The organism is Kribbella sp. NPDC058245, assembly GCF_042882005.1.
In the GTDB taxonomy this organism is placed as follows: Bacteria; Actinomycetota; Actinomycetes; order Propionibacteriales; family Kribbellaceae; genus Kribbella.
Window position 1 is genome coordinate 430,465 of sequence record NZ_JBHVWY010000004.1, and the last position, 25,436, is coordinate 455,900.

Below are 25,436 nucleotides of genomic sequence, written 5' to 3' on the forward strand. Positions count from 1 at the left end.
GGGGGATCCAATGACGACACGCACCATCCTGCTCGCTTCACCCCGGTCGTTCTGCGCCGGAGTGGAACGAGCCGTCGACATCGTCGAACGACTACTCGCGGCCCGCTCCGGGCTCAACCAAGACAATTCCCACCCCACCACCCCGAACGTCTATGTCCGTAAACAGATCGTCCACAACACCAGAGTCGTCGATGAGCTTCGCGAACGTGGCGCGATCTTCGTCGACGAACTCGACGAGGTGCCGGCGGGCGCCACCGTTGTCTTCTCCGCACACGGGGTTGCGCCGGTGGTCCGGCGGGACGCCGCGCAGCGCGGACTCGACGTGGTGGACGCCACCTGCCCACTCGTGACCAAGGTGCACCTCGAGGCCCGCCGGTACGCCGCTCGTGGCGACACCGTGGTCCTCATCGGGCACGCGGGTCACGAGGAGGTGGAGGGCACACTCGGCGAGGCACCACAGCAGACCGTGCTGGTGGAGACGCTCGCTGATGTCGAGGCGCTGGAGGTGGACGATCCGAACCGGGTCTCCTACCTGACCCAGACCACCTTGGCTGTGGACGAGACCACGGCCCTGATCGATGCCCTGCGCAACAAGTTCCCCGGCGCCCGCGGACCGGACACGGCGGACATCTGTTACGCGACCACCAACCGGCAGGCCGCGCTGAGTGTGATCGCCGAAGAGGCCGATCTCGTTCTCGTGGTCGGCTCGGCCAACTCGTCGAACTCGGTCCGCTTGGTCGAGCTCGCCGAGCGGAACGGTACGCCGGCATACCTGGTGGACCGGGCGGACGACGTACCGACGGCTTGGTTCGACGATGTCCGCGTCGTCGGGCTGACAGCGGGTGCTTCGGCACCGCCGGAGCTGGTGAACGAGGTGATCGAGCGGATCGCGTCCTGGGGTCCGGTTCAGGTCATCGAGCACGAAGTGACCCGGGAGACTGTCCGGTTCACGCTCCCCCCGGCGGTGAGGCCGGCATGAGTCTGTACCTGAGCGGTGTGCTGTGGGTTGTCGGCATCATGATCGTCACCGGCATCCTGGCCGTCGTCCTGCGCAAGGCCCGGCAACGGGAGGGACGCGAGGCCAACAACGAGGTGGCCGGACAGGTCTTCACGATCGTCGGCGGCGTCAACGTGGTCATTGCCGCGTTCGTGTTGATCTCACTGTTCGACGGAATGGATTCCGCGGAGAAGACGACGTACACGGAGGCGAATGCTCTCGTCGCCGTGCGCTGGTCCGGGAACTTGCTGGCCGAACCGGCCAAGTCGCAGGTCGAGAAGCTGACCAAGGCGTACGCGACCGAGGTCGCCGAGCGCGAGTGGCCGGCGATGCAGGACGGTCGCGAGGTCAGCGGGCAGGGCTGGACGCTCCTGTCCGAGCTGCAACGAACGGTGGAGCAGGCAAAGACCACCACGCAGCGGCAGGAGGACAGCCGGGCCGAGGCGGCCACCCAGGTCTGGGCCGTCTACGAGGCCCGGCAGGATCGGCTGAACTCCAGCGGTAGCGGGGTCAGCGCCGTGGTCTGGTTCGCGATCATGATCGGCAGCGTGATGTCGGTCGCGCTGATGTTCATGTTCGGCGGGCCGGGGCTGTACTCCTACGCGTTCATCGTGTCGATGCTGGCCGGGGCGATCGGGTTGCTGCTGTTCGCGATCTACCAGCTGCAGAACCCGTTCAGCGGCGGTGCGAATGTCGGCCCGGAGGCGTTCCTGTCCGCACTCCAGCGTTTGGGCGACAGTGGGTGAGGCTCGTCGAGCGCTCGCCTGTGCCGCGGTGGTGGCAGCCACCGCGGCCGGGGTGGTCGTCCTGGCCGCCCCCTCCGAGGCAGCGGCCGACTGCTCGATCTTCGACTTCCAGTCGGCCGGGTACACCTCGCTGTCCCGGCTGGTCCGGATCGACCTGCCGGCCGGGACGTCGACCGACCTCGGCCGGCTGGACTACCAGGTCCAGGCGGCCGGTTTCTCCACCAGGCAAGGACTCGTGTACGGCGTCGCGACACGCGACCGGAAGGGATGGCTACTCCGTCGGCCACATCTGCTGACGGTCAACAGCCGGGGTGCGGTCACCGATCTGGGTGAGGTACGGCGTGGGGTCGGTGGCCTCGCGGACCCAGTCGGTGGCGCGGTCTGGGGGACAAAGTTCTACGTGCGGGATGTACATCGGCTCTTCACGATCGACATCGATCCGGAGAGTCCGACGTACCGGAAGGTGGTGGGTGACGTGCGGCTGAAACCCGTGACGTTGGGATTGACTGTGGACGACTTCGGGGCATCACCGGCGAGCGGGACGCTGTACGGCGTCTCGACCGCCGGGCACACCGCGAAGCTGGTGAGCCTCGACCCGGTGAGCGGCTCGGTGCGAGTGGTCGCCTCGGTACCGGGGATTCCCTGGCTGGACTCGTACAGCTCGGTGGTGGTGGGGGCGTCGGGGGTGTACGCCGTGCACACCGGGTATGGCCGGTCGAGCCAGGTGTTCCGGATCGGGTTCGACGGCTCGTCGACGCAGATCGCGTCGTGGCGGTCGCTGGCGTTCAGCGAGGCAGCGGGGTGCCTGCCGCGCGTCGCGCCACCTCCTCCCACACCGACTCCCACTCCAACCCCGCGGCCGCCTCGGCCGACGCCGACGCCTACTCCGCGGCCGACACCTACTCGGGTGGCTACCGTCCCGGCGCCACCGCGGCCGACGCCTACACCTATCCCCACGCCGACTCCGACCCGGACGCCAACTCCGACACCGACTCCGACTCCCTCGCCTTCGGCTGAGCCGCAACTGGAGGTGCCGGCGCCACCGCCAACCCCGACGCCAACTCCTACTCCGACGCCCCGTCCGCCGACACCGCCGACGGGGTTCGTCGCCGCGCAGCAGGCGGCAGCCAAGCCAGGAGCACCGCACAACACCGTGCAGGTACTGCGACGGTGGTCGTTGGCAACCGTCGTACTGATCTTCACCGGTGCCGCAGCGATGGCTGCCCAGCGGCGAATGCGGCGCTCATGAACGCGCCCTGCGTCGAAGCACGACGCGATCATGAACTCGAGGTCCTGCACGATGCCCTGGGCAAGGAGGCCGGGCTGATCCTGGTGGTCGGCGAATCCGGAGTGGGCAAGACCCATCTGCTGCGGCAGGTGGCCTCGCAACACTCGGTGCCGTGGTTCATCACGCAATGCCTCGCAGGTACGTCGTCTCTCGACGCCGTGCTCGAGGTGCTCGGAGTCGATGCGGCGGACGCGGATCGGCGCGGTGCGGTTCTGCGCGGGCTGGAACGGCTCGGGCCGATCGTGCTGGCTGTGGAGGACCTGCAGTGGGCCGATCCGGAGACCTTGCGGCTGGTCCGCTTCATCGCGGCACGGATCCCGTCCGGCGTACACCTCGTGGTGACGTGCCGGCCGGAGGCAACGGAGCGGGGCTTCCTCGCGGAGCGGGTCACCGAGGTGCGCCTCGGTCCGCTCGATGCCGGCGAGGTGCAGGCGGTGGCCGCCAATCACCTCGATGGGCATGTGTTGTCGCCCGCGCTGGCTGAGGAGCTGACTCGGCACAGTGGCGGATTGCCCTTTGCTGTGCTGGAGTTTCTGCGGACCATCAAACCTGGTTCGGCCGTCGAGCGCGACGTACGGCGAGCCTTGGTCGAGACACCGCCGCCGGTCGCGTTGCGGGCCTCGTTGGGGATCCGGATGCGCGAAGTACCGGAGTCATGTCGACATGTCGTTCGGGCGGCAGCCGTGTTGACGACAGCGGCTCCGGAGTACCTGCTGGGAACCGTCGCCGGGTTGACCGGGCCGACGTTGACGGCGGCGATCGACCACGCGCTGACGACCGGTCTGCTGCATGAGCAGCGTCCGGGGCTTTACGATCACCGGCACACGTTGGCTCGACGTGCGGTGCTGGCGATGCTGCCGCCGGACGAGTTGCGGCGGTTGCATCGGCAGGCGGCCCGGGCGTTGATGGCGATCACGCCACCACCGCACGCACGGATCGCCGAGCATGCCCGGAGGGGTGGCCTGCTCGGTACCTGGCTGACGCACGCCGAGCTGGCCCCGGACCACTTGGTTGCTGCTGGCAACCTCATGGCCGCGGCCGATCAGCTCACCGCGATGTTGCAGGTGAGCGCGTTGCCGTGGACGGATCGCGCTCGGATCGCGACCAAGCTCGGCCGGACGACGCTGGTCGACAGCAACCGCTGGGGCGACGTGATCGCCGTACTGGGTGGGGTGCTCGCCGAGTCCGACATTGCCGGAGTGACGCGTGGCCGGCTGCGGCTGGCGCTTGGGTTGCTGTTGCATGATCGGGCTGGCGACATTCGATCGGGGCGTCGCGAGTTGTGCGCGGCGGTGTCGGAGCTGGATGGCGATCCGGGGTCGATCGCGTGGGCGTTGTCGGCGCTGGCGGTGCCGACGCACGGTGGTGAGCCGATTGCCCAGCAGCGGGTTTGGATGCGGCAGGCCCGGTCGCTGGTGCAGGAGACAGTCGACGGTTCGACGCGTTGCGCCGTACGGACGAACGAGGCTCGGTTCCGGCTGGCGACGGGTGAGCTCGACCCGGCGCCTGGTGCCGAGGCGGCTGGTGCGCGTGCGTGGCTCGGGCAGCGGCAGACGTTTGCGGACGTGGGAACGGATCGCTATTCGCGTGCGGTGGTTGCGGCCGCTCAGGTGCGAGTGGCCTTTGCCGCGGCCGATTGGGCGACACTTGAGGAACGGTTGACGCGGGCAAGGGTCGCGGCCGAAGGTCTGCCACTGGTGCTGGCAGAGCTCGACCTGATCGACGGCCGGCATCGCTTGGCCCGCGGCGATGTTGCCACCGGCAAGGGATTGCTCGAGACCGTGATCACGCGAACATCCCTTGGGCCGTTGCCACTACACGCGGCCGCCGTTGCCGCGTGTCCCGATGCCGTCCACGAGCACTGCCTGGACGTCGTACGGCGAAAGGGGTTGTGGGCGGCGTCCGGCGATCTGGTCATCCAGGTCTGTACGGCGTTGATGCGTGCTGACCGGGTTGAGGACGCGACACAGTTGGCCGACGAGTTCGCCGAGGCGGTGGGTGATGTCAACGCGCCCGCGGCCGCCGCAGCGGCTGCCCTGGTCGATGCGGTCGTGCGGCCTTCCGTGGCCGCGTTCCAGCAGGCAGCCGCGCAGTACGCCGCTCTGGGCTGGCGCTACTACGAGTGCCTGGCGCAGGAGCAACTCGGCGGCTATCTGCTCACTCAGGGTGACGCGGAGCATCTCACCACTATCGCGCGCAACTACGACGCTCTCGGTGCGCGTGGAGACGGTGAGCGCTGTCGGGGGGCCTTGCGGGCGGCGGGCCATGCGGCGCCGCGGAAGCGTGGGCGGCGCGGTTACAACAACAAGCTCTCGCCACGGGAGCTCGAAGTGGCCCAACTGGCAGCACAGGGTCTCACCAACCGGGAGATTGCCGTCCAGCTGAACCTGTCCGTCAGCACGATCGAGGACCACATCACCAGCACCTTCCGCAAGCTCGGCGTCTCTTCACGACGAGCGCTGGGGCCGCTGTTGTAAATCCGGACCCGCGTGCGGGTGGGCTGGCTGGGCGCTGTTCCATCGCTCGCAGTAGGTGACCTGATTGCGGTTGCTGGGGGTGTGGACAGGAAACGGGGACTGTGAACAAGGCACAGCTTGTTCAAGGTCCCCGTTGGGGGTGCGCACCCGAGTGGAAGGAGATTGCCGCCAGAAATCGATGTCCAGCAGCACAATGCGTTCAGTCGACGACACACTCCCCACACTCGCCGATCACATCGCCCGAGACCCTGCGATCGGAGGGCGACCTGCCGGTCCGACAACCCGCGACCCACCCACACATACGACACAGCCGTAAAGCTGTTCTCATCGCAGCGATGAGTTCTCCCTCCGGCAACGGTCTATATATGTGAAGGACCGCTAGCCGGAGGGAACGGATGGACATCGAGGAGGAGTTCGCGCGGCATCGCGCCGAGCTCGTCACCCACTGCTACCGCCTGCTCGGCTCGCTGCATGACGCCGAGGACGCGCTGCAGGAGGCGTACCTGCGCGCCTGGCGCGGGCAGGCCGGCTTCGAGGAGCGTTCGTCGGTCCGGACCTGGCTGTACCGGATCGCGACCAATGTCTGCCTCAACCAGTTGCAGCACAGCAGCAGGCGGGTGATCCCGTCCGCACTCGGCCAGGCCGGAAGCGATCCGGACGAGCTGCGGCCGCCCGCGCTCGAGGTGAGCTGGCTCGAACCGCTCCCCGACCTGATGCTCGGTACCGATCCGGCGGCCGTGGTCGGCGACCGGCAGAGCCTGCGGCTGGCCGTGGTGGCCGCGATGCAGCACCTCGCCCCGCGGCAGCGCGCCGTACTGATCCTGCGCGAGGTCCTGACCTGGCCGGCCGCCGAGGTCGCCGCGACACTCGGTACGACGACTGCGGCGGTGAACAGTTCGCTGCAACGAGCTCGAGCCGAACTGGCACGGATCCGCCCGTCCGAGGAGGACCTGAGCGAACCGGACGAGCCGGCCCGCCGTGCACTCCTCGATCGATTTTCAGCCGCCATGGAGAGCAAGGATCTCGCTGCCCTGGAAGGACTTTTCACGGCGGACGCCCGGTGGGAGATGCCGCCGATCCCGGACTGGTTCAGCGGGCGGGACGCCGTACTGGGGTTGCTTGACAGCAAGCTGCAGTCCGGTCCTGGCCGGCGGGTGCTGGTGGAGACCGCGGCGAACGGGCAACCGGCGTACGCGCTCTACATCCGCGGGGCGGATGCGTCCTACCACGCGCACTCGATCAAGGTCCTGACACTCGTCCCGGCTGGGATCAGCGCGGTCCTGGCCTTCCACAGTCCTGGGCTGTTCCCGGCCTTCGGACTGCCCCTGACCCTAGCTAGGAGTGAACACAAAGATGTCTAAGGCAACTACCTTGCGAGCACTGCACGTGCCCGGTACGCCGGTCGTGCTGCCCAACGCGTGGGACGCGGCCTCGGCCCGGATGATGGAAGCGGCCGGATTCGCGGGCGTGGCCACCAGCAGTGTCGCGACCGCGGCCGTCCTCGGGTACGACGACGGCGAGCAGGCACCCGTCGACGAGGTGCTGGCCGCGACCGCGCGGATCGTGCGATCGGTCGCCGTACCGGTCACTGTGGACTTCGAGCGCGGTTATCGGCTCCCGCCGGCCGAACTCGTCGACCGGCTGGCCGCGATCGGCGTGGCCGGCGTCAACCTCGAGGACTCGGATCCGGCCGGCGGCACCATGATCGACCCGGGGGAACAGGCCGAGTTCCTGGCCGCGGTCCGCGCCGCGGCCGGCGACACGTTGGTGATCAATGCCCGGATCGATGTCTTCCTGCGCCAGGCCGGTACCCCCGACGAACAGTTCACCGGGGCGATCAAGCGCGCCGCCGTTTATCTGGAGGCCGGCGCGGACTGCGTCTATCCGCTCGGTCTCGGAGATCTCGACCGGCTCGGCGATCTCGTCACCGAGACTCCCGGCCCGGTGAACGTCGCCTACGGCCAGGGTGCGCACTCGTTAGCCGACTATGCAGCTCGCGGTGCCGCCCGGATCACCTTTGGCCCGATGCTCCAGCGGACCCTGTACGGACGCCTGTCCGGCACCCTCAATGCGCTCACGGAGGACCGAAATCCGTTTGCCGGGTAATTGGTGCGTGTGGGATTCCGCACCTGGGGTACCGCCCGATAGGTAGGACGAAGCAACCATCGAGAGAACGGGGAAAGACGATGGGTATTTTCGACAAGGCCAAGGACGCTCTCGGCGAGCACGGCGACAAGGTTGACGAGGGCATCGAGAAGGCCGGTGATTTCGCCGACGAGAAGACCGGTGGCGAGCACGCCGACCAGATCGACAAGGGTCAGGAGTTCGCCAAGGACCGCCTGAGCGGCCTCGGCGGCGACGACCAGAACAGCTGAGCCGTACGCCCGGTCACCGCCAGATCCTGGCGGTGATCGGGCGGCGCAGTTTCACGCGGTCACCGGCTCGACGCTGTCCGGCGTTCTGGACGGCGGAGATCACCGGCTGTAGATCGCGGTTGACGGGTTCGATCGTTTGTACCACCAGGAACTATTGCTCGGCGGGTACGCTCCCCGTGGTTCGCGACGTACGCTACGAACCACTATCTGATGCAGGGGGGAACTTGCTGATGAGTCGGCTGTGCCGTGCGCTGGTGTGGATATCGGGGGCCTCGGCCGGGTTGGGCGCCGCACTCGCGGCGACGGTCCCGTTCGAAGAAGCGGAAATGGTGGACATCTCGCGACGCGGGGGCGCGCCGGGGGCTGCTCATGTGGCGGTGGATCTGGCGGACCCTGCGTCCTGGGAGGTGGTGGCCGCCGATTTCGATCAGCGGCTGAGTGATTTCCGTGGTGACACTGTGGTGTTCATCCACAGCGCTGCGACGTTGACGCCCTTGGGATCCGCGGACCGGGTGGAGGCCGAGCCGTATACCCGCAATGTCCTGCTCAACTCCGCCGCGGCGCAGGTGCTGGGACACGCGTTCCTGTCCGCGGTGACGCGGGCCTCGTGCGAGAAGCACCTCATCCTGATCTCGTCCGGTGCTGCGCGGAACCCGCACGAGGGTGAGTCGAGCTATGGCGCCGGCAAGGCCGCGATCGAGCAGTGGGTTCGCACTGTCGGTCTGGAGCAGGAACGGCGTGCCCCTGGCTGCCGGGTGATCTCAGTGTCACCGGGTGCGGTCGATACCGAGATGCAGGCCGAACTCCGGGCCAGCTCGGTGCCTGACGCGCACCGGTTCCGGCAGCTCGAGGCGGACGGCCAGCTGGCCAAGCCGGAGAACGTCGCCCGGATCATCTGGTCGCTCCTGGACCGGGAACTGCCGAACGGCAGCGTCCTGCACGTCCGTGATTTCAGTTGACGCGACTGCGACGCCGCTTGGGGTTGCAGCCCTGGATCACCGGAACCGCGGGGACTGCCTGCGGTTCCGGCGGTACGACGGGACGGTCGGCGGACAGCGCCAGAATCCCGCGCGCGAGCAACTGACTGAACTTCGAGTGCGGATCGTCCGGATCACCGAGGATGTCCAGGGTCGGCACGATCACGGCCGAGACGTGTTCCTCAATCGTTGCCTTCTGCAACAGTACGGCGAACCCGTCCGGATCGGTCAGAGCGTCGTCGACGTGCACGGTGCCGAGGATGTGTCCCTGGGTCCGGGCAGCCTCCGCGAGCAGCTGTTGTTCGGTCCCGATCTCGAAATGGCGGAGTGAACACCGCCGCTGAACGTATCCGAGAGCGAGTGGCATCGGCCGACTGATCATCATCGTCACTGACCCCCGTCAGGTGATTGCACCGACCGGGCCAGCCGGTGCACTTGCCGTCGTGTCGCCGGATACAGCTCGGCGTAGGTGCGGAACAACGTCGCGTAGGTACTGGCGTTCTCCGGGTCCGGGTGGACGGTGTGATCGAGCTCCGCCCAATCGGTCTCCGGTGCGACCAGTCCGATACCGATCGCGGCCAGCAGCGCATCGCCGTACGCCGCTCCGATCGTTTGCTTCGGTACTTGCTGTTCCAGACCGCTCACATCACTGACGATCTGCGTCCACAGACCGCCTTGGGTACCACCGCCAACCGCCACCACTCGCGCCGGCTGACCGGCTGCGGCTTCGAACTCGGCCACGATCTGCCGAACACCACAGGCAATGCCTTCGTACGTCGCTCGCAGCAGGTGGCCGCGTCCGTGTCGCAGCGTCAGTCCGGCGATCACACCGCGCGCCAGCGGGTCGTAGATGGGCGTGCGCTCGCCGCTGAAGTACGGCAGCATCACCAGCCCTTCACTACCGGCCGGGACTGCCGCAGCCTCGCTCACCAACGTCTCGAACGGCACTCCCCCGGTCAGGTCCTGCAACCAGGTGGTGATGATGCCGGAGGTCGCCATCCCGGCGGCCAAGGTGTGTGAGGCGCGCTCGACACCGGAGGTGGTCCAGAGGCCGCGCACACTCGTCGGTGCAGTCAGCACCTGGACGAAGAACATCGTCGAGCCGTACATCAGCATCAGATCGCCCGGCTTCCGGACACCGACGCTGAAGGCCTCCGCCCACGCGTCCACCGTGCCTGCCACCACCGGGGTGCCCTGGGCGAGCCCAGTGGCTTGGGCGGCCGCGTCGTGCACGATGCCGACCTGCTCAGCCGGCCACACCAGTCGCGGCAACGCCAGACCGGGGAGAACCGCTTCCACCCAGTCGGTGGCCCACTGCTGCTTCTGGACGTCGTAGAACGGGTCGCACTGGCTGGCGGTGTGGTGATCGAGCACCCACTCACCGGTCAGCTGCGCAACGACGTACGTGTGAGCGCTGAACCAGCGGTCCGTGGGACGCCAGTCGGCTCCGGCAGCACGCCGCAACCACGCCAGCTTCGGACCGATCGCCTGGCTGGAGAGGTCCTTGCCACAGCGCGCCAGGATCGCGTCCGCACCGAGCCGGCTGGTGATCTCGTCGATCTCCACGGTCGCGCGGGTGTCAACGCCGTACAGGATGGCTTCGCGCCGCGGCTTGAGGCTGTCGTCGGTCTGTACGACGCACGGTCCGAGCCCGGAGACGCAGACGGCGGCGATGCGCTTGTCAGGGTGAGCAGTGGTGAGCTCACGCAGCACCTCGACGACATCACCCCACCAGTCCCGCTCGGCGTCCATCTCAGCCCACCCGGGCTGCGGGAACGTCGGCGCGTGGTCCCTCCTGGCTGTGCCGATGAGCGTCCCGTCCGGAGTGGTCAGCACGGCCTTGGTACTGGCCGTGCCGATGTCCACACCGATGAGCGCCCTCATGCGGTCACTCTCCGGCGTGGGAAGAGACCGGACAAGGCAGTTCCCCAGGTGTTCAGCAACACCATGGTCACTAGCAACAAGCCTTGGCAGATGTTCACCACATGCGAGCTGACGCTCAAGGACAGCAGGCCGGCGCCCAGCAACTGCATGGCGATCGCTGCGATCACCACACCGGCCACAGTGAGGTAGCCGCCTTCCGGATCCACTCCGGCCAGTACGGCGATCACTACGGCCAGCAGCACGTATGACGAGCCGTAGTCCGAGTTCGCGCCACCAGCTCGCGCGGAGATGATCAGACCGGCCACACCACCGAGCGCGCCGCTCATCACGTACGTCGCGAGCAGCACTCGGGCTCTCCGGATGCCGCTGAAGTCCGCGGCGGTCGGGTTCGCACCAACCAGCCGCATCCGGAAGCCCAGTGGGGTCTTGGCGACCACCATGCCGATGACGACGGCCACGATCAGCATGACCCAGAAGATCAGCGGGATACCGGCCACCGTGAGCAAGGCGAGTCGTGTGAAGGACTCCGGCAGCCCCTTGACCACAGTCCCGCTGGACGCGACCAAAGCGAGTCCGGAGAACAGCTGTCCGGTCGCAAGAGTCGCCAGGATCGGCGGTACGTGCTTGTAGCCGACGAGCAGCCCGTTGACCGCGCCACAGGCCAGTGCGACACCAAGAGCGGCCAGCATGGCCAGACCGGGCGACTGGTGGCCGTTGGTCATGATCAACGCAGCCACGACACCGGACAGGTTCGCGATCGACACTACGGACAGGTCGATTCCGGCGGTCAGCATGGTCAGCGCCATCGCCAGGCTGAGGATCCCCACCTCGGGCGACGCCAACTCGACGTACTGGAGGTTCTGGCCGCTCAGGAAGACGGACGGCTTGAGGATGCCGAAGACGACGACGATCGCGACCGCCACGACCAGGAGCCGGATGAAGCTGGCGCGCGTGCCCATGGTGAGCAGCAGCCTGCGGAAGCGCTCAGGCATTCGTCACCTCCGGCGCCGGTGCGTCCAGGATCGGCCGGATCCGTTGCCGGCGGCTGATCGTGGTCTGCAGCAGGATGCCGCCGATCAACAGCGCACCGACCGCTGCACGCTGCCAGATTGTCGGGATGCCGAGCGGTACCAGGGACGCGGTCACCAGCGAGATCAGCAGTACGCCGAGCACCGCGCCTCGCACTGTGCCTTTGCCACCGGCGATCGCGACGCCGCCGAGCACCACCGCTGCCAGCGTGTCGAGCTCGCGGCCCAGGAAGGTCGTCGGATCCGCGCGTCCGCTCAGCGTGACCGAGATGATCCCCGCCAGGCCGGCGACCGCACCGGCGATCGCGAAGACCAGCACGCGGATCCGCGGTACCGAGATCGCGGCGCGCGAGGCTGCCTCCGCGTCACCGCCGACCGCGAAGACGCTCCGGCCGGCGATCGTGAAGCGCAGGAACGCCCAGACGAGCACGCAGACCACGAGGACGACCAGGATCAGCACGTTGAGGCTGGTGGTGCCGCGGACTGCGCCCTTGACCGTGATGAGGTGCGTGGTGCCGAGCGTCTGCAGGGGTTGCGGCAGGGACGAGATGACCTCGCCGCCGACGAACGCGAACATCGCGCCGAGGTAGATCGAGCTGGTGGCCAGGGTCGCGATCAGGACCGACGTACGGGCGACGATGACGACGGCCGCGTTGATCAGACCGAGACCGAGGCCGATCGCCGTACTGATGGCGAAGGATGGCACCGCACCGAGTGGGCCGTCGCCTTGCGGGCCCCACTTGACTGTTGCGTAGGCCGAAAGGATGCCGACGGCAAGGAACGAGACGTCGATACCGCCGGACACCACAACCAGCATCACGCCGACCGCGAAGAGGATGCCGACCATCGAGGCGGTAAGGACGTTGAAGAGCGTCTGCAAGCCGAAGAAGTCCGGAAACTTGAGGCTGACCGCGAGGATCAGCAGGGCCATCAGCCCGATCAGCAACAGCTCCTGGTTCTTGATCAGCCGCTTCACGATGCCGTCACCGCTTCGATCACAGTGTCTTCGCGGAGCTGATCGCCGGTCAGTTCGCGGACGATCCGGCCACTGCGGACGACCAGGATCCGGTGGCACATCGAGATGAGCTCGGGGACGTCGTCGCTGATGATCAGCACGCCAAGACCCTGCAGGGACTGGGCATTGAGGACGCCGAGGATGTCGAACTTGCTGCCGACGTCGACACCAACCGTTGGTCCGTTCAGGATCAGCACCTTCGGCTCGCCGACCAGCCACTTGCCGAGCAGCACGCGCTGCGCGTTCCCGCCGGAGAGCGAGCGAACCGGGTCGGTCAACTTGCCGAGCTTGATCCGCAGATCGCGGACGACCTGGGTCTTGCGCCGCTCGATCGCTTGGGACCGGAGGAACCCACGCCGGGCCGGCAGGTGGGTCGCGACGATGTTGTCGCCGATCGGCTGGTCGAGGAACAGCCCCTGGGTGAGCCGGTCCTCGGGCACGTACCCGATGCCGGCCTTCACCGCGTCGCCGAGCGCCTTGATCTCGACCGGCCTGCCGAGCACCTCGATCGTGCCGGTCTGTGCCGGCTTCACCCCGCAGATGGCTTCGGCGATCTCCGTCCGCCCGGACCCCAGCAGCCCAGCCAGGCCGACGATCTCACCGCGGCCGATCTCCAGATCGACATCGGCGAACAGCGGCTCACGGCCGAGGCCCTTCACCTTGAGCGCAGGCGCGCGGCCCTTGTTCCGGGGGGCGACCCGATCGAAGCTCTGGCTACCGCGGCCGGTCATCGTCTCGGCCAGCGAAGCGTGGGTGAACTCGTCCGGCCGGCCGCTCGTCACGACTGAGCCGTTGCGCAGGACGGTGACACGCTCGGCGATCGAGAAGATCTCCTGCATCTTGTGTGAGATGAACGCGAGCGCGACCCCGGCCTCCTTGAGCCGGCCGACCGCCGCGAACAGCGCGTCGACCTCCTTCCAGGTGAGCGCGGTCGTCGGTTCGTCCATCGCGATGAACTTCGCCTCGTGCGCGAGCGCCCGCGCGATCGCGGTCAGCTGCCGCTCGGCGACGGTCAGCTCACCGACCGGGATGTCCAGCTCGATCTCCACACCGAGCCGTACGACGGCCCGCTCCGCCAGAGTGCGGGCCGCCGTACGGGAATAGAGGCGTCGACCACCGGCCACGGATCCGGGCAGCGCGATGTTCTCGGCGGCGGTGAGGTTCGGCATCAGGCTGAAGTCCTGGTAGATGACCTCGATCCCGGCCGAGAGGGCCTGGCGCGGCGTGAGGTGGTCGTACGCCGTACCGGCAACGACGACCTGGCCGGAGGTCGGGCGGTAGGCGCCGCTGATCACCTTCAGCAGCGTGGACTTGCCACAGCCGTTCTCACCCACGATGCAGTGCACTTCGCCGGGACCGAACGTCACGCTGACGTCCGTCAGGGCCTGGACGCCTCCGAAGCGCTTGGAGACGCCGACCGCTTCGACGATGGGAGCTGGCATCGGAACCCACTCAAAAGTCGTAGTTGCCGATCTCGGCCCTGGTCAGCACCAGCATGGCGTCTCCGAGGAACACCTTGGGGTTCTGAGGCGAGACCGCGAGCTTCTCGTAACCCTTAACACCCAGGTTGGTGCCCTCGGCGAGTTGCTTGCCATCAACAATCAACTTCGCGGCGCTCAGCATCGCCTCGCCGGCCAGTTCCGGGTCCCACAGGTAGATCGCGTCGATCGAGCCGTCGTCGACGAACGCCTTGGTCTGCGACGGGACGCCGGTGCCGAAGACACAGGTGTCGTTCTGCAGACCGGCCTCCTTGACGGCCCGGGCGATGCCCGGGATGTCCTCGGAGGACGCACCTTGGAAGCCGGCCAGCTTCGGGTGTGCCTGGAGCAGCTCCTTGGCCTTGCGGTACGCCTGGTCGCCGTTGTTGTTCGACTCGACCGGAGCGCTCACCCGCTTCATGCCGGGGAACTTCTGCTGCTGCAGCTCGTACGCCGCCTGGGTCCAGGCCATGTGGGTCGCGGCGGTCAGCGTGCCGACGAACTGAACGTACTCGCCGGTGCTCTTCATACAGGCGGCCATGTCGGTCATGATCTTCTGCCCGTACTTCGCGTTGTCGAACGCCTCGATGTCCGCGTCGACATCGGTCAGGGCCGGAGCCTCGTGGGTGACCACCTTGATGCCGGCCGCCCGGGCCTGCTTGATCACCGGGATCACCGAGCTCGGGTCCGACGGCACGATCGCCAGCGCCGCGGGCTTCTGCGCGATCAGGCCCTGGATCAGGCTGACCTGCTGCTCGGGGCTGTTGGTCGAGGGACCGGTCTGGGTCGCGGTCACCTTGGCGGTGGTCGCGAACTGCTTGACGCCTTGGTTCATGCGGTCGAACCAGGCGATGCCGGTCAGCTTGACCACATTGATGTAGGCGCCGCCCGCACTGGAAGAGGAGGAGGGGTTTCCGGCGGGCGGCGCCGTACTGCCCTGGTCCACCGTCCCGCATCCGGCAAGCATCGCGATCAGTACTGCGCCGGGCACTAGCAGTGACGGCCTGAGCATGCGAAACTCCTTCGAATGGTTCGGCAAACCAGCGTTTGTATTCTGCACGTTTCGCACGATTGCTTGCACGAATTCGTGCAGTGCGCCTCACTCTGGCGGCTGGTTCCGGTCTATGTCAATGGTGAGTGACGACCCGATTCCGGGCAGTTGCGACCTTACGGCCTGGTGACCGATGGTTTACAGTCGAGCACCAAGTCACGCCTGAGGCCGGAGGGAGACGACCGATGCGGTTACGGCTGAACGCGCGTCAGCGCGCGATTCTCCGTGAGGTCGAGGGCCGTGAGTACGTCGAGGTCAAGGACCTCGCACACCGGCTCGACGTCGACGTCTCGACGATCCGCCGTGACCTCCAAGGCCTCGTCCGCGACGACCTGGTCGAACGCCTGCACGGCGGCGTCCGGCGCCGTACCGTCGAGAGCCCTCCGGTTGCCTTCAGTACGACGCCCGACAGCGGCGTCGACGCGATCGCACACACCGCCCGCCGGATGGTCCGCAACGGCGACCGGATCGCCCTCGGTGCGGGCGTCTGCATCGACCGCCTGGTCGGCACGCTCTTCGACGTCGAGGACCTGACCGTCGTGACCACAGACCTGCAGTCCGCCGAACGCCTCAGCCGCCAGCCCAACATCCGCGTCGTCATCGCCGGCGGCGAACTCCGCGACGCCCCCGGCTCCACGGTCGTCTCCGGCGCAGCCACCGCCGAGTTCCTCGCCGCCCAACAGGCCGACTGGGTCTTCCTCGAGGTCGACGGCATCCACCCCTTCGCCGGCATCACCAGCTCCCACACCTGGCACGTGTCGACCGCCCGCGCCCTGCTCTCCGCCGGCGACCGCCGCGTCGGCCTCGCCCGCTCCCAAGCCTTCGGCGCCCGCTGCGTCGGCTTCATCGCCGAAGCCTCCGAGCTCGACTTGGTGATTACCGACGACCGCCTCACCGACGCCGAACTCCCCGCCTTCGCCGGCCGCATCGTCCGCGCCTCCCTGGACCCCACCGACGACTGGCGCACCGAGCAACCCCCCACCTACCACGCCCCCCGCCGCCTCTAACCAGTACGACCTTGAGCACGGTTCAACCATTCCGGCGGGCGTCGCGCGGTTGAGGGGTGCTCAAGGTGAGCCCGTACGACGTTGGGCACGACTCAACCATTCCCGCGGCCGCCCCATGGTTGAGGAGTGCCCAAAGTGGATCGGCCATCCGACCTTGAGCACGGTTCAACCACCTCGACGGGCGCCGGGCGGTTGAGGGGTGCTGAAGGTGAGTCGCGTAGGGCGGTCGGCCGCGTTGCCGGTGAGTTTTCGTCGCCTGGACCCGAAAATCTCACCCGTAGCGCAAGCCCCGAGCAGCAGGTAGCTCAGCCACAGCCCGGAAGCCCAGGCGGCGTGCACCCCGGCGGCGGGCTTCGGTGGCGGCGTACCGGCGGACGGGTAGTGGTGGGTGGTTTGGGTTGTTGCGCGGGGGTGCGGAGCGTGGCGGCGGGGTCGTGGGGCGACTACTACCCGTTGTTCGGTACGGCGTTAGTCGGTGATGGCTCGACTGAGGTAGACGGCGGCTATGAAGGTACGGAAGAGGTCGAGGGGGTTGTCGTGGCGGATGGCTACGACGGTTTCGGCTTGGCGCTCTACGTTGCGGAGGGCTTCGGCGAGGTCGGCGTGGGCGCGGGTGTGGAAGCGGACCGTTAGTTCGGGCGGGTTCGGGATGGTGGGCGGCTGGAGATGACCCTGGAGGGCTCGGCTGGCGGCTTCGTGGATGAGTTCGCGGGCTCGGTCCGGGTGGATGGAGAGGGCCGCGTTGTGGGAGATGGACTGCTTGATGACGACGCCCTCGGCTCCCGGGATGAAGGGTCGGGCTTCGTCGATCGTGGTCTGGTCGCCCGTGATGAGGACGATCGGTACGTCGTACGCCTGGGCGACCAGGGCATTGACCGCGGCCTCGCCGGCGATCGCGTTGTTCAGGCGGACCTCGGCGATCGCGCGCGGATTGTAGGTGTGGTGGAGGACGGACGACGTCGCTCCCGCCGAGCCGTGGTACGAGATGAAGAAGATCGCATCGAACGAGGCGTCGAGACCCTCCATCATGTACAGCGGCTTGTGCTTGCCGGAGAGGTAGCTGGCCCGGCCGTGCAGTTCGTCCGGGCGGAGGTTCTGCATCGTCGAGTGTGAGTCGTTGACCAGAAACTCGGTCGCACCGGCCTCGAGCGCACCGTCGATGGCGGCGTTCACCTCGGCTTGCAGTTGGCCGCGGTAGTACTCGTACTCCGCACTCGGCGCCCGGCACTGTGACCAGTCGACCACCCCGGCCGTGCCCTCCATGTCGGTCGACAGGAAGATCTTCATCCGGTCAGCAGACCGTGTCGGTCGCGACACCGAGGGCCTGGCGGTGCAGGCGATCGAGGTGTACGGCGGTCGGGATCGTTGCGAGCAGCAACGAGATGTCGCAGCGCGGCCCGGAGTGCCGGAGCTTGTCGACCCGAACGAGCTCGGCCAGCAGATCGACGGTCAGCTGGTCCAGTTGCTTGCGGACAGCATCAAGATCGGGGCCGGTAGTCGGCGCGGACTCGGGATGCGTGGCCCAGTGCGCCAACAGCCCGCGCTGCACGACCTTGCTCGCGTCGATCTGCGCCTGGAAGAACGTCGCAGTCTCGTCGGGGTCGATCCCCAACCGAACCGCCGACTCACGGACCGACACCAGGATCTGTTGCTCTCGCACCGGATCGTCCACCGGCTTGCCACTGAAGTACTTTGACGCGGCGACATCGTCACCCACCACAATCCGCCGTACGACGAGATCGGTCAGCTGCTCGAACCCAACCCGCGACTGCACGGTCGTAACCTGCGTCGTAGCGGGTTGAGCGAAAGCCGGCGTCACCACCTGACTGCCCCCGAGAACCGCCGCCACCAAGAGCACTCGTCCGACCAGCCGCATCCGTGCCTCCACTGCCGAGATCCAGTTGACCTCCGCGACTTTACGCCGCCGCTTGGGTCGCGAACTGGGTGGCGTGGAGTTCGGCGTACAGGCCGTGGGCGGCGAGGAGTTCGTCGTGCGTGCCGTGTTCGCGGATCTGGCCGTCGTCGAGGACGAGGATCTGGTCGGCCTTGCGGATCGTGGAGAGGCGGTGCGCGATGACGAGGGAGGTCCGGCCGACCAGGGCGTTGGCAAGAGCAGCCTGTACGGCGGCCTCGGACTCGGAGTCGAGGTGAGCCGTGGCTTCGTCGAGGATGACGATCGAGGGCGATTTGAGGAGCAGGCGGGCGATGGCCAGCCGCTGCCGTTCACCACCGGACAGGCGATACCCGCGATCACCGACGATCGTGTCGAGCCCGTCGGGCAGACTGTCAACCAGGGTAGCGATCTGAGCCGCTTCGAGCGCGGCATGCAGGTCAACCTCGGTGGCGTCGGGGCGGGCGAGCAGCAGGTTCGACCGGATCGTGTCGTGGTACATGTGCGCGTCCTGAGTGACCACGCCGATCACATCACGCAGTGAGCGCTGTGTGACCTCGCGGACGTCGTGACCCCCAACCAGGATCGCGCCGCCGGTGACGTCGTACATGCGGGAGACGAGCGAAGCGAGTGTGGTCTTGCCGGCACCGGACGGGCCGACGACCGCGATCATCTCGCCTGGGCGGACCGAGAAGCTGATGCCCTTGAGTACCTCTTCACCCGTCTCGGCCGACAGCGTCGCCACCGACTCGAGCGAGGCGAGTGAGACTTCGGCTGCCGACGGGTAGTGGAACCTCACCTGGTCGAACTCGAGCGACGGTTCGACATCAGCCGGAAGCTCCTTGGCGTCCTTGCGGTCGGCAACCATCGGCGGAAGGTCGAGCACCTCGAGTACCCGCTCGAAGCTGACCAGCGTGGTCATCACATCGACCTGGACGTTGGAGAGTGCGGTCAGCGGGCCGTAGAGGCGGGTCAGATAGGCGGTCAAGGCAACGACCGTCCCGATCCCGAGCGCACCATGGACCGCGAAGACACCACCGACGCCGTACACGAGAGCAACCGCGAGCGCCGCCACCAAAGTGAGCGAGACGCGGAAGATCCCGGCGTACATGGAAGTCGTGACGCCGATGTCGCGGACTCGTGCAGCTCGCTCGGCAAACTCCTTCGACGAATCCTGCGTGCGGCCGAAGACCTTGGCCAGTACGGCGCCGGCCACGTTGAACCGCTCGGTCATGGTCTGCGCCATGGTCGCGTTCAACCGATATGTCTCGGCCGTTGCCTCACGCAACCGACCGGCCATCAGCCGGGCCGGGAGGATGAACAGCGGCAGGAGCACCAGCGCGAGCAGGGTGATCTGCCACGACATCACGAACATCGCGGCGAGCACCAAGATGACGCTCAGGACGTTGCTGACCACGTTCGACAGAGTTGAGGTGAACGCCTGCTGCGCCCCGAGGACGTCACCGTTCAGGCGTTGGATGAGCGCACCGGTCTGGGTGCGACTGAAGAAAGCGACCGGCATCTTCTGCACGTGGTCGAAGACAGAGGTGCGCAGGTCGTAGACAAGTCCCTCGCCGATCCGCGCAGAGAACCAGCGCTCGCCCAGCGTGACCGCACTGCTGACGAGCGCGAGCAGGGCGACGACGAGCGCGAGCCAGATGACCAGTGCGGTGTTCTTGGGAACGATGCCGCGGTCGATGATCGCGCGATACAGCAGCGGGGTCGCCGCGCCGGTGCTCGCATCAATCACGACGAGGACGAGGAAAGCGGCCAGATAGCGGCGGTAGGGAACGGCGAAACCGGCGATGCGGCGCAAGGTGCCCGCGGACAGTTTGTGGTGTCGGACGGAGGAGTCTTTCAGCAGCGAACGCATCGCTCGCCCGCCACCGCCTCCCCCACCCGGCATTCCGGAGATCTGTGACATTGGAGCCCTTCGGTTGAATTCAGATATGCTGAGGTTACCTCACTATGAGGCTAACTCACAAGACCGTCAACGTTAGGCTCACCCTGTGAACGCGTCCGACAACACCGCCGAACAGATCGCCGCCCGGCTGGACGCCGTCATCCGTCGGCAGCGCCGTGCCGCCAGGGCCGACGTCGAGGGCCTCACCCACGGCCGCTTCCGCGTCCTGCGCACCCTCGACCAGGCCGGCCGCCCGCTGCGCCTGAGCGAGCTCGCCACCCAGCTCGGCATCGTCCCGCGCTCAGCCACCTCGGTCGTCGACGACCTCGAGGCCAGCGGCCTCCTCGCCCGCCAGCCCGACCCCCACGACCGCCGCGCCACGCTTGTCGCCCTGACCCCGGCCGGCACGGACGTTCTGGCCGCCGTCCGCCGCAACCGCCGCGACGCCATGGTCACCCTCCTCGACCGCCTCACCCCCGCCGAGCAGTCGACGCTCTTGGACCTCCTCAACCGCCTCGCCGACGACTGACAGTTCCCCAACATCCGGTACGGCGATCGCTAGCATCCAAATGTGCTGAGGTGGGACGGGGTCACGCGGGCGCTACTCGCAGCGGCCGGTGTTGTCTTGTTGCCAGTGCTGTGGGTCGACAGGATCCCTGAGGCCGCGATAGTCCCGGCCTTGCTCGGCTGGGACATCCTGGCAGTCGCTTTCCTGAGCCGGCAACTGTGGATCATGCGGCATGGTCGCGCCGCGCCTGACACCGACGGGTCGCCGGCCTGGTTACTCTCGGCCCGGCTGATGCGACTGCGGTTCGGGGCGCTGATCGTTGCCAGTGCGGCCGGACTGTCGAGTGGCAAGCTGATCGTGATAGTCGACGCGATAGACGACGGCTCCTCCTGGCATCTCTGGATCATCCGCCTGCTGGCCGCAGCGACCGTCGTACTGGCTTGGCTTACGCTGCATGTCGGGTATGCGATGCACTACGCGAACATCTACTTCGCCTCCGGGCAGGGCATCACCTTCCCCGGTACGCAGAAGCCGAACTTTCTCGACTTCGCGTACTTCGCGTTCACGATCGGGGCGACGTTCGCGACCTCCGATGTGGAGATCACCAACCGGCGGGTTCGGCACGCGGTGATCTGGCACTCGGTGATGTCGTTCTTCTACAACGCCGCCGTCCTGGGGATCGCGATCGGGGCGTTCACCGGGAAGTAGTGTCGCGGGCCGCGAGGTGGTCGCGCCATTCCTCCATGGCCTGCTGGAGTTTCTCGCTGATCAGCATCACCAGGTCGGCGGACGATTCGAAGCGAGCGCCGGCAGGAGTGTCGGCACCCAGCACCTCGGCGGCGCGGCGGGACGACGCGGCAAGAGCCTCGTTCATTTGGACGGACGCGATCAGGTTGCGCAGCCAGATCTCGTCGTCGATGACGTAGCGTTCGCGACGCTCGCCCGGGTCGCGTTCGCGGCGCAACATCCCTTGCTGCTCGAGGAACGCGATCGCGTGCGAGATGGATGCCGGGCTGACGCGGAGGCGCTGGACGAGGTCGGCGGCGGTGAGGCTGCCGGAGTCCGTGATGTTCAAGCAGGTAAGGACTCTGGCCTCCATCCGAGGAAGACCCTGCTGTACCAGAAGCTCGGTGAAGGAATCCGCAAGCTCCTGTACGGCGGCCGGGTCGCGGCCGTGACTGTCGTCGAACATCGGCGTCGCGGGCGGCTCGGCCTGCTTCTGCCGGCGGGCGCGTTCGCGGGTGTCCTGGTCGGCGCGATCCGCTTGGTAGCCGTCGGGTCCGCCGTTGCGGGTGACCTCGCGCATCACCGTTGAGGCGGGCCGCTCGAGGCGGCGGCCGATCTCGGCATAGCCGAGGCCCTCGCCCAGCCAGCTGGCGATCTGCTGACGGTCGTCGGTGGTGAGTCTGCCTCCGGGCATCCGGTCCGGCCTCCTGGTCTGGTCGCGCGTCGTACGACGCTGCCCAGTATGCATTCATCGCCATCTCATTGCAAAGCCCCGCATTGCATTTAGTCTCAGCCTCATTGCAAAGAACGTTATAACCCCGCTCAGATCGGCGAAAATTGCGTGTTGACGGATCTCTAAACGCAACGTACGGTTCTTCTTGTTCAGAGATTGCAAAACGAACCGAACGCAAGGAGTCCCACCATGAGCACCACGATGATCCCGGTCGACGACACCGCACTGTCGGTCTCGGACTCCGGTGGTACCGGCCGCCCGGTCGTGTACCTGAACGGCGCCTACGCCAACTGGAAGCACTGGAAGCCGGTGATCGCTGCCCTCGGCAACGACTTCCGGCACATCACCTACGACGAGCGCGCTCGCGGCAAGTCGAAGCAATCGTCGGACTACTCGTTCGCCGCCTGCCTGCGCGACATCGACGCCGTACTGGAGGCCACTGGGGCCGAGCAGCCGATCCTGGTCGGTTGGTCGTACGGCGCGACCCTCGCCGCGCACTACGCCGAGCTGCACCCGGATCGCGTCGCCGGTGTCGTCGCGGTCGACGGTGCGATGCCGTACGGACTGACCGGCGAGGAAGGTGCGGAGCGGATCCGCAAGCTGTTCAGCAAAATGCGGTTGCTGCTGCCGCTGGTTCGTCCGTTCGGTCTGGCGGCGCGGATGAGCGTCGACGACCACATCGACGTCAACATCGAGGTCAACGCCATCGGTGCGGCGATGGGTCCGGTCCTGGAACGCATCACCTGCCCGCTCCGCTACGTCCTCGCGACCGGCTCCAACCTCGGCGGCGCCGAGGAGGAGATGGAGGCGGCCCGCGCCTCCTTGGACCCGATCCTCGCGGCCAACCCGAACGTGCAGATCGCCGCGAAGGTCCCCAGCAACCACTCACACATCCTGCGCAAGGACTTCGACGCGGTCGCCGACGCCGTCCGCGCCACCGCTTCCATCACCCGCTAATCACTGATCAACAAGGAGAAACCATCATGACCATCAACCTCACCGACCAGGACAAGACCACCCTGCGCGTCGCCGCCTACGGTGCCGTCAGCCTGCTCGCCGCCGCCGGCGACAAGCCGCACAAGATCGCCACCAACGGCACCATGGCACTCACGTCCGCCACCGGCGCCGTCGGTCACGTCCTCAACGAGAAGCGCGGCACCATCCCCCTGAAGGGCAAGAACGTCGCCGAGATGGCCGACCAGGTCCTGCCCGCCCTGAAGGACGCCGTCACGCTCCTCGAAGCCCACTCCCCTGCCGAGGCCGAGAACTTCCGCACCACCATCACCATCGCCCTCGAAGCGGCCAAGCTCCACCAGTCCGCCCCGTCCCCCGTCCTCACCGAGATGACCCGCAAGATCACCGAGTCCCTCGCCTGATGCCTCGTTTGGTGGGCCAGCCCATCGCGTTGCGGGTTGGCCAACCGCATGCAGTAGGCCCACCCACAAGCCCGTGGGTCAGCCCACCAAATGGGGTCGGTCGGGCCGGTCGGTCGGTCGGTGAGTGGGTGAGTCGGTGAGTGGGTGAGTGGGTGAGTGGGTGAGTGGGTGACTGAGTGCGCTGGCGGGTTAGCTGCGGAGGTGGTTGATGATGCCGTCGATGTCCTCGATCATGCGGTCGTGGCGGATGAAGTGACCGCCGTCGTCCTCATGGTGGAGGTACGGGATGCCGGCCTGATCGAGGGCGGCCCGGAACTCGCGGTGGCCGGCCAGGACCTGCGTTTCGTTGATGTAGTCACCAGGGTCGGAGCTGGGCGACGTACCGGCGACAAGGAAGATGCGCTTGCCGCGGTAGCGCTCGATGTTCTGCATCGCGTTGTCCGCGGTGACCCGAGCCTCGTCCCAGGGCACGCCGTAGATCGTCCCGCCATTGAGTTCGACGGCGGCCGACGACGCGTTGGCCCAGTTCGCCACGAGTCCGCCGTCGCGCCGGATGCTGGCCGGGCCGGAGTGGGAGCTGACTGAGGCGAAATGACCGAAGTACTTGGCCGTGTACTTCAGGGCGCCGAAGCCGCCCATCGAGAAGCCGGACACGGCCCGGCCGGCGAATTCGGCGTACGTGCGGAAATTCGCATCCACCCACGGGATCAGCTGGTTGAGGTGGAAGCTCTCGTAGTTGCGCGGGCCGACGTTGGTGGTGACCGGGTTGGAGTACCAGCCGGCCTTCCCGCCGTCCGGCATCACGACGATGATCGGCTTGCCCGCGGTCCACTCCCGGACGCCTTCACGGTCGAAGGTGATGAAGTCCTGCTGGCCCCCGTGCAGCAGGTAGAGAACCGGGTACCGCCGGCCGCCGCTTTCGTGATAGCCATCGGGCAGCAGCACGTTGACCGCGGGCTGCCAGCCGATCTCGGCGGTCTGGAAGCGGTAGTACCACATGCGTGGATCGGCTTGGTTGCTGTCGACGATGTGCAGCCCGAAACCGTCGTCGGCGGCGCTGGCCGCGACGGAGGTGGCCAGAATGGTTCCAGCGCCGAGGCCTGCCGCGACGGTCAGGCCACCGGCAGCCTTCAGCAGAGTTCTCCGGGTGGGGCGGTGCTCACTCACCATGATCTCCTGGGGAGAAGTAGGGATATGCACTGTAAGTCACAGTGCGTATCTAAGTTAGTAACATAACTTAGGGGTCAGCGGACTCAGAGGAGGGTTGTGACAGGCACTTCGCCCCGGCGTAAGACCGGCGGCCGGCAGGCGCAGATCGGGCTCGCGGACATCGAGCGGGAAGGGCTGCGCCTCGGCCTCGCGAACCTCACCGTCAACGGCGTCGCCGGCGCGCTCGGCGTCACGCCGACCGCGCTCTACCGCCATGTCGACGGCAAGCTCGGTCTCGAGTCGCTCGTCGGCGAGGCAGTCCTCGCAGAGCTCCACCTCATCGACGATCCGGCCGACGATCTCACCGCGCATCTGCTCTCGTTCGCCCAACAACTCCGGACGTTCGTCATCGACCGGCCCGGACTCGCGGCGTACATGCAGGGCTTGTTCCCGCGCGGCGCGTCCGGGGTCCGGCTGCAGCGCGAGGCGATCGACGCGCTCGGACGACGCGGGTACGGCGCTGCCGCCGCGGTCATGTTGTCGGGCACCGTCGCCTCCCTCGCGATCAACCTGGTCGCCGCCGAGGAACGCCACCGCCCCTACGAGAACGGCCCGTACCAACGCGAACTCGAGAAGGTCTACGCCCTCCTCGCCGCCGACGAGGTGCTGGCGGCCGTCCACGCGGAGCTCCCCCGGATCAGCAGTGGCGACTACTTCGGCATGGTGATGACCGCGTGCATTCGCGGCTTGACCACCAGCGCTCCACCTAGCCGGTCAGTCCCGGAAGTCCTGAGCGATCTCGGTCTGACCGATTGAGCACTTCGCTC

Annotated in this window: 24 protein-coding genes and 1 pseudogene; 14 read left to right on the plus strand and 11 right to left on the minus strand. The window is 67.3% G+C overall.

The window, feature by feature from the left end:
• Positions 1-10: 10 nt before the first annotated feature.
• The 8 genes and pseudogenes from ispH (at position 11) to ACFVWG_RS11385 (ending at position 8,842) form a co-directional block, all read left to right on the plus strand.
• Positions 11-979, plus strand: coding sequence for a 4-hydroxy-3-methylbut-2-enyl diphosphate reductase (gene ispH / locus ACFVWG_RS11350; protein ID WP_391543096.1), 969 nt, complete (start codon positions 11-13; stop codon positions 977-979).
• The gene (locus ACFVWG_RS11355; protein ID WP_391543097.1) at positions 976-1,743 is read left to right on the plus strand and encodes a hypothetical protein; all 768 of its coding nucleotides are present in this window, start codon (positions 976-978) and stop codon (positions 1,741-1,743) included. The genes ispH and ACFVWG_RS11355 overlap by 4 nt, the downstream gene beginning before the upstream one ends.
• Positions 1,736-2,992, plus strand: coding sequence for a DUF6923 family protein (locus tag ACFVWG_RS11360; RefSeq protein ID WP_391543098.1), 1,257 nt, complete (start codon positions 1,736-1,738; stop codon positions 2,990-2,992). The genes ACFVWG_RS11355 and ACFVWG_RS11360 overlap by 8 nt, the downstream gene beginning before the upstream one ends.
• Positions 2,989-5,508 carry a LuxR C-terminal-related transcriptional regulator gene (locus tag ACFVWG_RS11365; protein WP_391543099.1) on the plus strand — a complete coding sequence of 840 codons (2,520 nt, stop codon included), beginning with the start codon at positions 2,989-2,991 and terminating at the stop codon, positions 5,506-5,508. The genes ACFVWG_RS11360 and ACFVWG_RS11365 overlap by 4 nt, the downstream gene beginning before the upstream one ends.
• Before the next feature lie 392 nt (positions 5,509-5,900).
• Positions 5,901-6,869 (plus strand): annotated as a pseudogene (locus tag ACFVWG_RS11370) (RNA polymerase subunit sigma-70); the annotation flags it as partial.
• Positions 6,862-7,614 carry an isocitrate lyase/phosphoenolpyruvate mutase family protein gene (locus ACFVWG_RS11375; protein WP_391543100.1) on the plus strand — a complete coding sequence of 251 codons (753 nt, stop codon included), beginning with the start codon at positions 6,862-6,864 and terminating at the stop codon, positions 7,612-7,614. The pseudogene ACFVWG_RS11370 and the gene ACFVWG_RS11375, both read left to right, overlap by 8 nt.
• A gap of 80 nt (positions 7,615-7,694) precedes the next feature.
• On the plus strand, positions 7,695-7,883 hold the full coding sequence (locus ACFVWG_RS11380) for an antitoxin (protein ID WP_391543101.1): 189 nt from the start codon (positions 7,695-7,697) through the stop codon (positions 7,881-7,883).
• 230 nt (positions 7,884-8,113) lie between these two features.
• Positions 8,114-8,842 (plus strand): SDR family oxidoreductase, encoded by a 729-nt coding sequence (locus ACFVWG_RS11385; RefSeq protein ID WP_391543102.1) that lies wholly within the window; start codon positions 8,114-8,116, stop codon positions 8,840-8,842.
• On the opposite strand, the gene ACFVWG_RS11390 is transcribed toward ACFVWG_RS11385, so the two are convergent.
• From ACFVWG_RS11390 to ACFVWG_RS11415, 6 genes are read right to left on the minus strand one after another with little or no spacing between them, the layout of a single operon-like run.
• Positions 8,835-9,245, minus strand: a complete 411-nt coding sequence (locus tag ACFVWG_RS11390) for a hypothetical protein (protein WP_391543103.1) — start codon at positions 9,243-9,245, stop codon at positions 8,835-8,837. The genes ACFVWG_RS11385 and ACFVWG_RS11390 overlap by 8 nt on opposite strands.
• Positions 9,246-9,247: 2 nt before the next feature.
• On the minus strand, positions 9,248-10,744 hold the full coding sequence (locus ACFVWG_RS11395; protein ID WP_391543104.1) for an FGGY-family carbohydrate kinase: 1,497 nt from the start codon (positions 10,742-10,744) through the stop codon (positions 9,248-9,250).
• On the minus strand, positions 10,741-11,736 hold the full coding sequence (locus ACFVWG_RS11400; protein WP_391543105.1) for an ABC transporter permease: 996 nt from the start codon (positions 11,734-11,736) through the stop codon (positions 10,741-10,743). Before ACFVWG_RS11400 ends, ACFVWG_RS11395 begins: the two co-directional genes overlap by 4 nt.
• Positions 11,729-12,748, minus strand: coding sequence for an ABC transporter permease (locus ACFVWG_RS11405; protein WP_391543106.1), 1,020 nt, complete (start codon positions 12,746-12,748; stop codon positions 11,729-11,731). The genes ACFVWG_RS11400 and ACFVWG_RS11405 overlap by 8 nt, the downstream gene beginning before the upstream one ends.
• Positions 12,745-14,229: a sugar ABC transporter ATP-binding protein gene (locus tag ACFVWG_RS11410; RefSeq protein WP_391543107.1), complete on the minus strand. Its 1,485-nt coding sequence runs from the start codon at positions 14,227-14,229 to the stop codon at positions 12,745-12,747. The genes ACFVWG_RS11405 and ACFVWG_RS11410 overlap by 4 nt, the downstream gene beginning before the upstream one ends.
• Before the next feature lie 10 nt (positions 14,230-14,239).
• Positions 14,240-15,277: an autoinducer 2 ABC transporter substrate-binding protein gene (locus ACFVWG_RS11415; protein ID WP_391543108.1), complete on the minus strand. Its 1,038-nt coding sequence runs from the start codon at positions 15,275-15,277 to the stop codon at positions 14,240-14,242.
• A gap of 224 nt (positions 15,278-15,501) precedes the next feature.
• On the opposite strand from ACFVWG_RS11415, the gene ACFVWG_RS11420 reads away from it, so the two are divergent.
• Positions 15,502-16,323, plus strand: a complete 822-nt coding sequence (locus ACFVWG_RS11420; RefSeq protein ID WP_391543109.1) for a DeoR/GlpR family DNA-binding transcription regulator — start codon at positions 15,502-15,504, stop codon at positions 16,321-16,323.
• Between the two features lie 468 nt (positions 16,324-16,791).
• Here the strand turns inward: ACFVWG_RS11420 and ACFVWG_RS11425 are convergent, their stop codons facing one another.
• The 3 genes from ACFVWG_RS11425 to ACFVWG_RS11435 are packed head-to-tail and all read right to left on the minus strand — an operon-like array spanning position 16,792 to position 20,087.
• Positions 16,792-17,610, minus strand: a complete 819-nt coding sequence (locus tag ACFVWG_RS11425; RefSeq protein WP_391543110.1) for a M55 family metallopeptidase — start codon at positions 17,608-17,610, stop codon at positions 16,792-16,794.
• Positions 17,611-17,614: 4 nt separating this feature from the next.
• The gene (gene aroQ, locus ACFVWG_RS11430) at positions 17,615-18,199 is read right to left on the minus strand and encodes a gamma subclass chorismate mutase AroQ (RefSeq protein ID WP_391543111.1); all 585 of its coding nucleotides are present in this window, start codon (positions 18,197-18,199) and stop codon (positions 17,615-17,617) included.
• Positions 18,200-18,239: 40 nt separating this feature from the next.
• Positions 18,240-20,087 carry an ABC transporter ATP-binding protein gene (locus tag ACFVWG_RS11435; protein ID WP_391543112.1) on the minus strand — a complete coding sequence of 616 codons (1,848 nt, stop codon included), beginning with the start codon at positions 20,085-20,087 and terminating at the stop codon, positions 18,240-18,242.
• Between the two features lie 136 nt (positions 20,088-20,223).
• Here ACFVWG_RS11435 and ACFVWG_RS11440 point away from each other — a divergent pair, with 136 nt between their 5' ends.
• Positions 20,224-20,646: a MarR family winged helix-turn-helix transcriptional regulator gene (locus ACFVWG_RS11440; protein ID WP_391543113.1), complete on the plus strand. Its 423-nt coding sequence runs from the start codon at positions 20,224-20,226 to the stop codon at positions 20,644-20,646.
• Between the two features lie 42 nt (positions 20,647-20,688).
• Positions 20,689-21,333: a DUF1345 domain-containing protein gene (locus ACFVWG_RS11445; protein WP_391543114.1), complete on the plus strand. Its 645-nt coding sequence runs from the start codon at positions 20,689-20,691 to the stop codon at positions 21,331-21,333.
• Here ACFVWG_RS11445 and ACFVWG_RS11450 read toward each other — a convergent pair.
• Complete coding sequence (locus ACFVWG_RS11450; protein WP_391543115.1) at positions 21,320-22,099, minus strand: MarR family transcriptional regulator; 780 nt, start codon at positions 22,097-22,099, stop codon at positions 21,320-21,322. The genes ACFVWG_RS11445 and ACFVWG_RS11450 overlap by 14 nt on opposite strands.
• Before the next feature lie 174 nt (positions 22,100-22,273).
• Here ACFVWG_RS11450 and ACFVWG_RS11455 point away from each other — a divergent pair, with 174 nt between their 5' ends.
• Both ACFVWG_RS11455 and ACFVWG_RS11460 read left to right on the plus strand, forming a co-directional pair.
• Positions 22,274-23,041, plus strand: a complete 768-nt coding sequence (locus ACFVWG_RS11455) for an alpha/beta fold hydrolase (protein WP_391543116.1) — start codon at positions 22,274-22,276, stop codon at positions 23,039-23,041.
• Between the two features lie 26 nt (positions 23,042-23,067).
• Entirely contained in the window at positions 23,068-23,460 is a 393-nt protein-coding gene (locus ACFVWG_RS11460) for a hypothetical protein (protein ID WP_391543117.1), read from the plus strand.
• A 189-nt stretch (positions 23,461-23,649) separates the two neighbouring features.
• Here ACFVWG_RS11460 and ACFVWG_RS11465 read toward each other — a convergent pair whose 3' ends face one another.
• Positions 23,650-24,627: an alpha/beta hydrolase gene (locus tag ACFVWG_RS11465; RefSeq protein WP_391543118.1), complete on the minus strand. Its 978-nt coding sequence runs from the start codon at positions 24,625-24,627 to the stop codon at positions 23,650-23,652.
• Between the two features lie 99 nt (positions 24,628-24,726).
• Here ACFVWG_RS11465 and ACFVWG_RS11470 point away from each other — a divergent pair, with 99 nt between their 5' ends.
• A complete protein-coding gene (locus ACFVWG_RS11470; RefSeq protein WP_391543119.1) occupies positions 24,727-25,425 on the plus strand; it encodes a hypothetical protein in 699 nt (232 codons plus the stop codon).
• Positions 25,426-25,436: the final 11 nt, after the last annotated feature.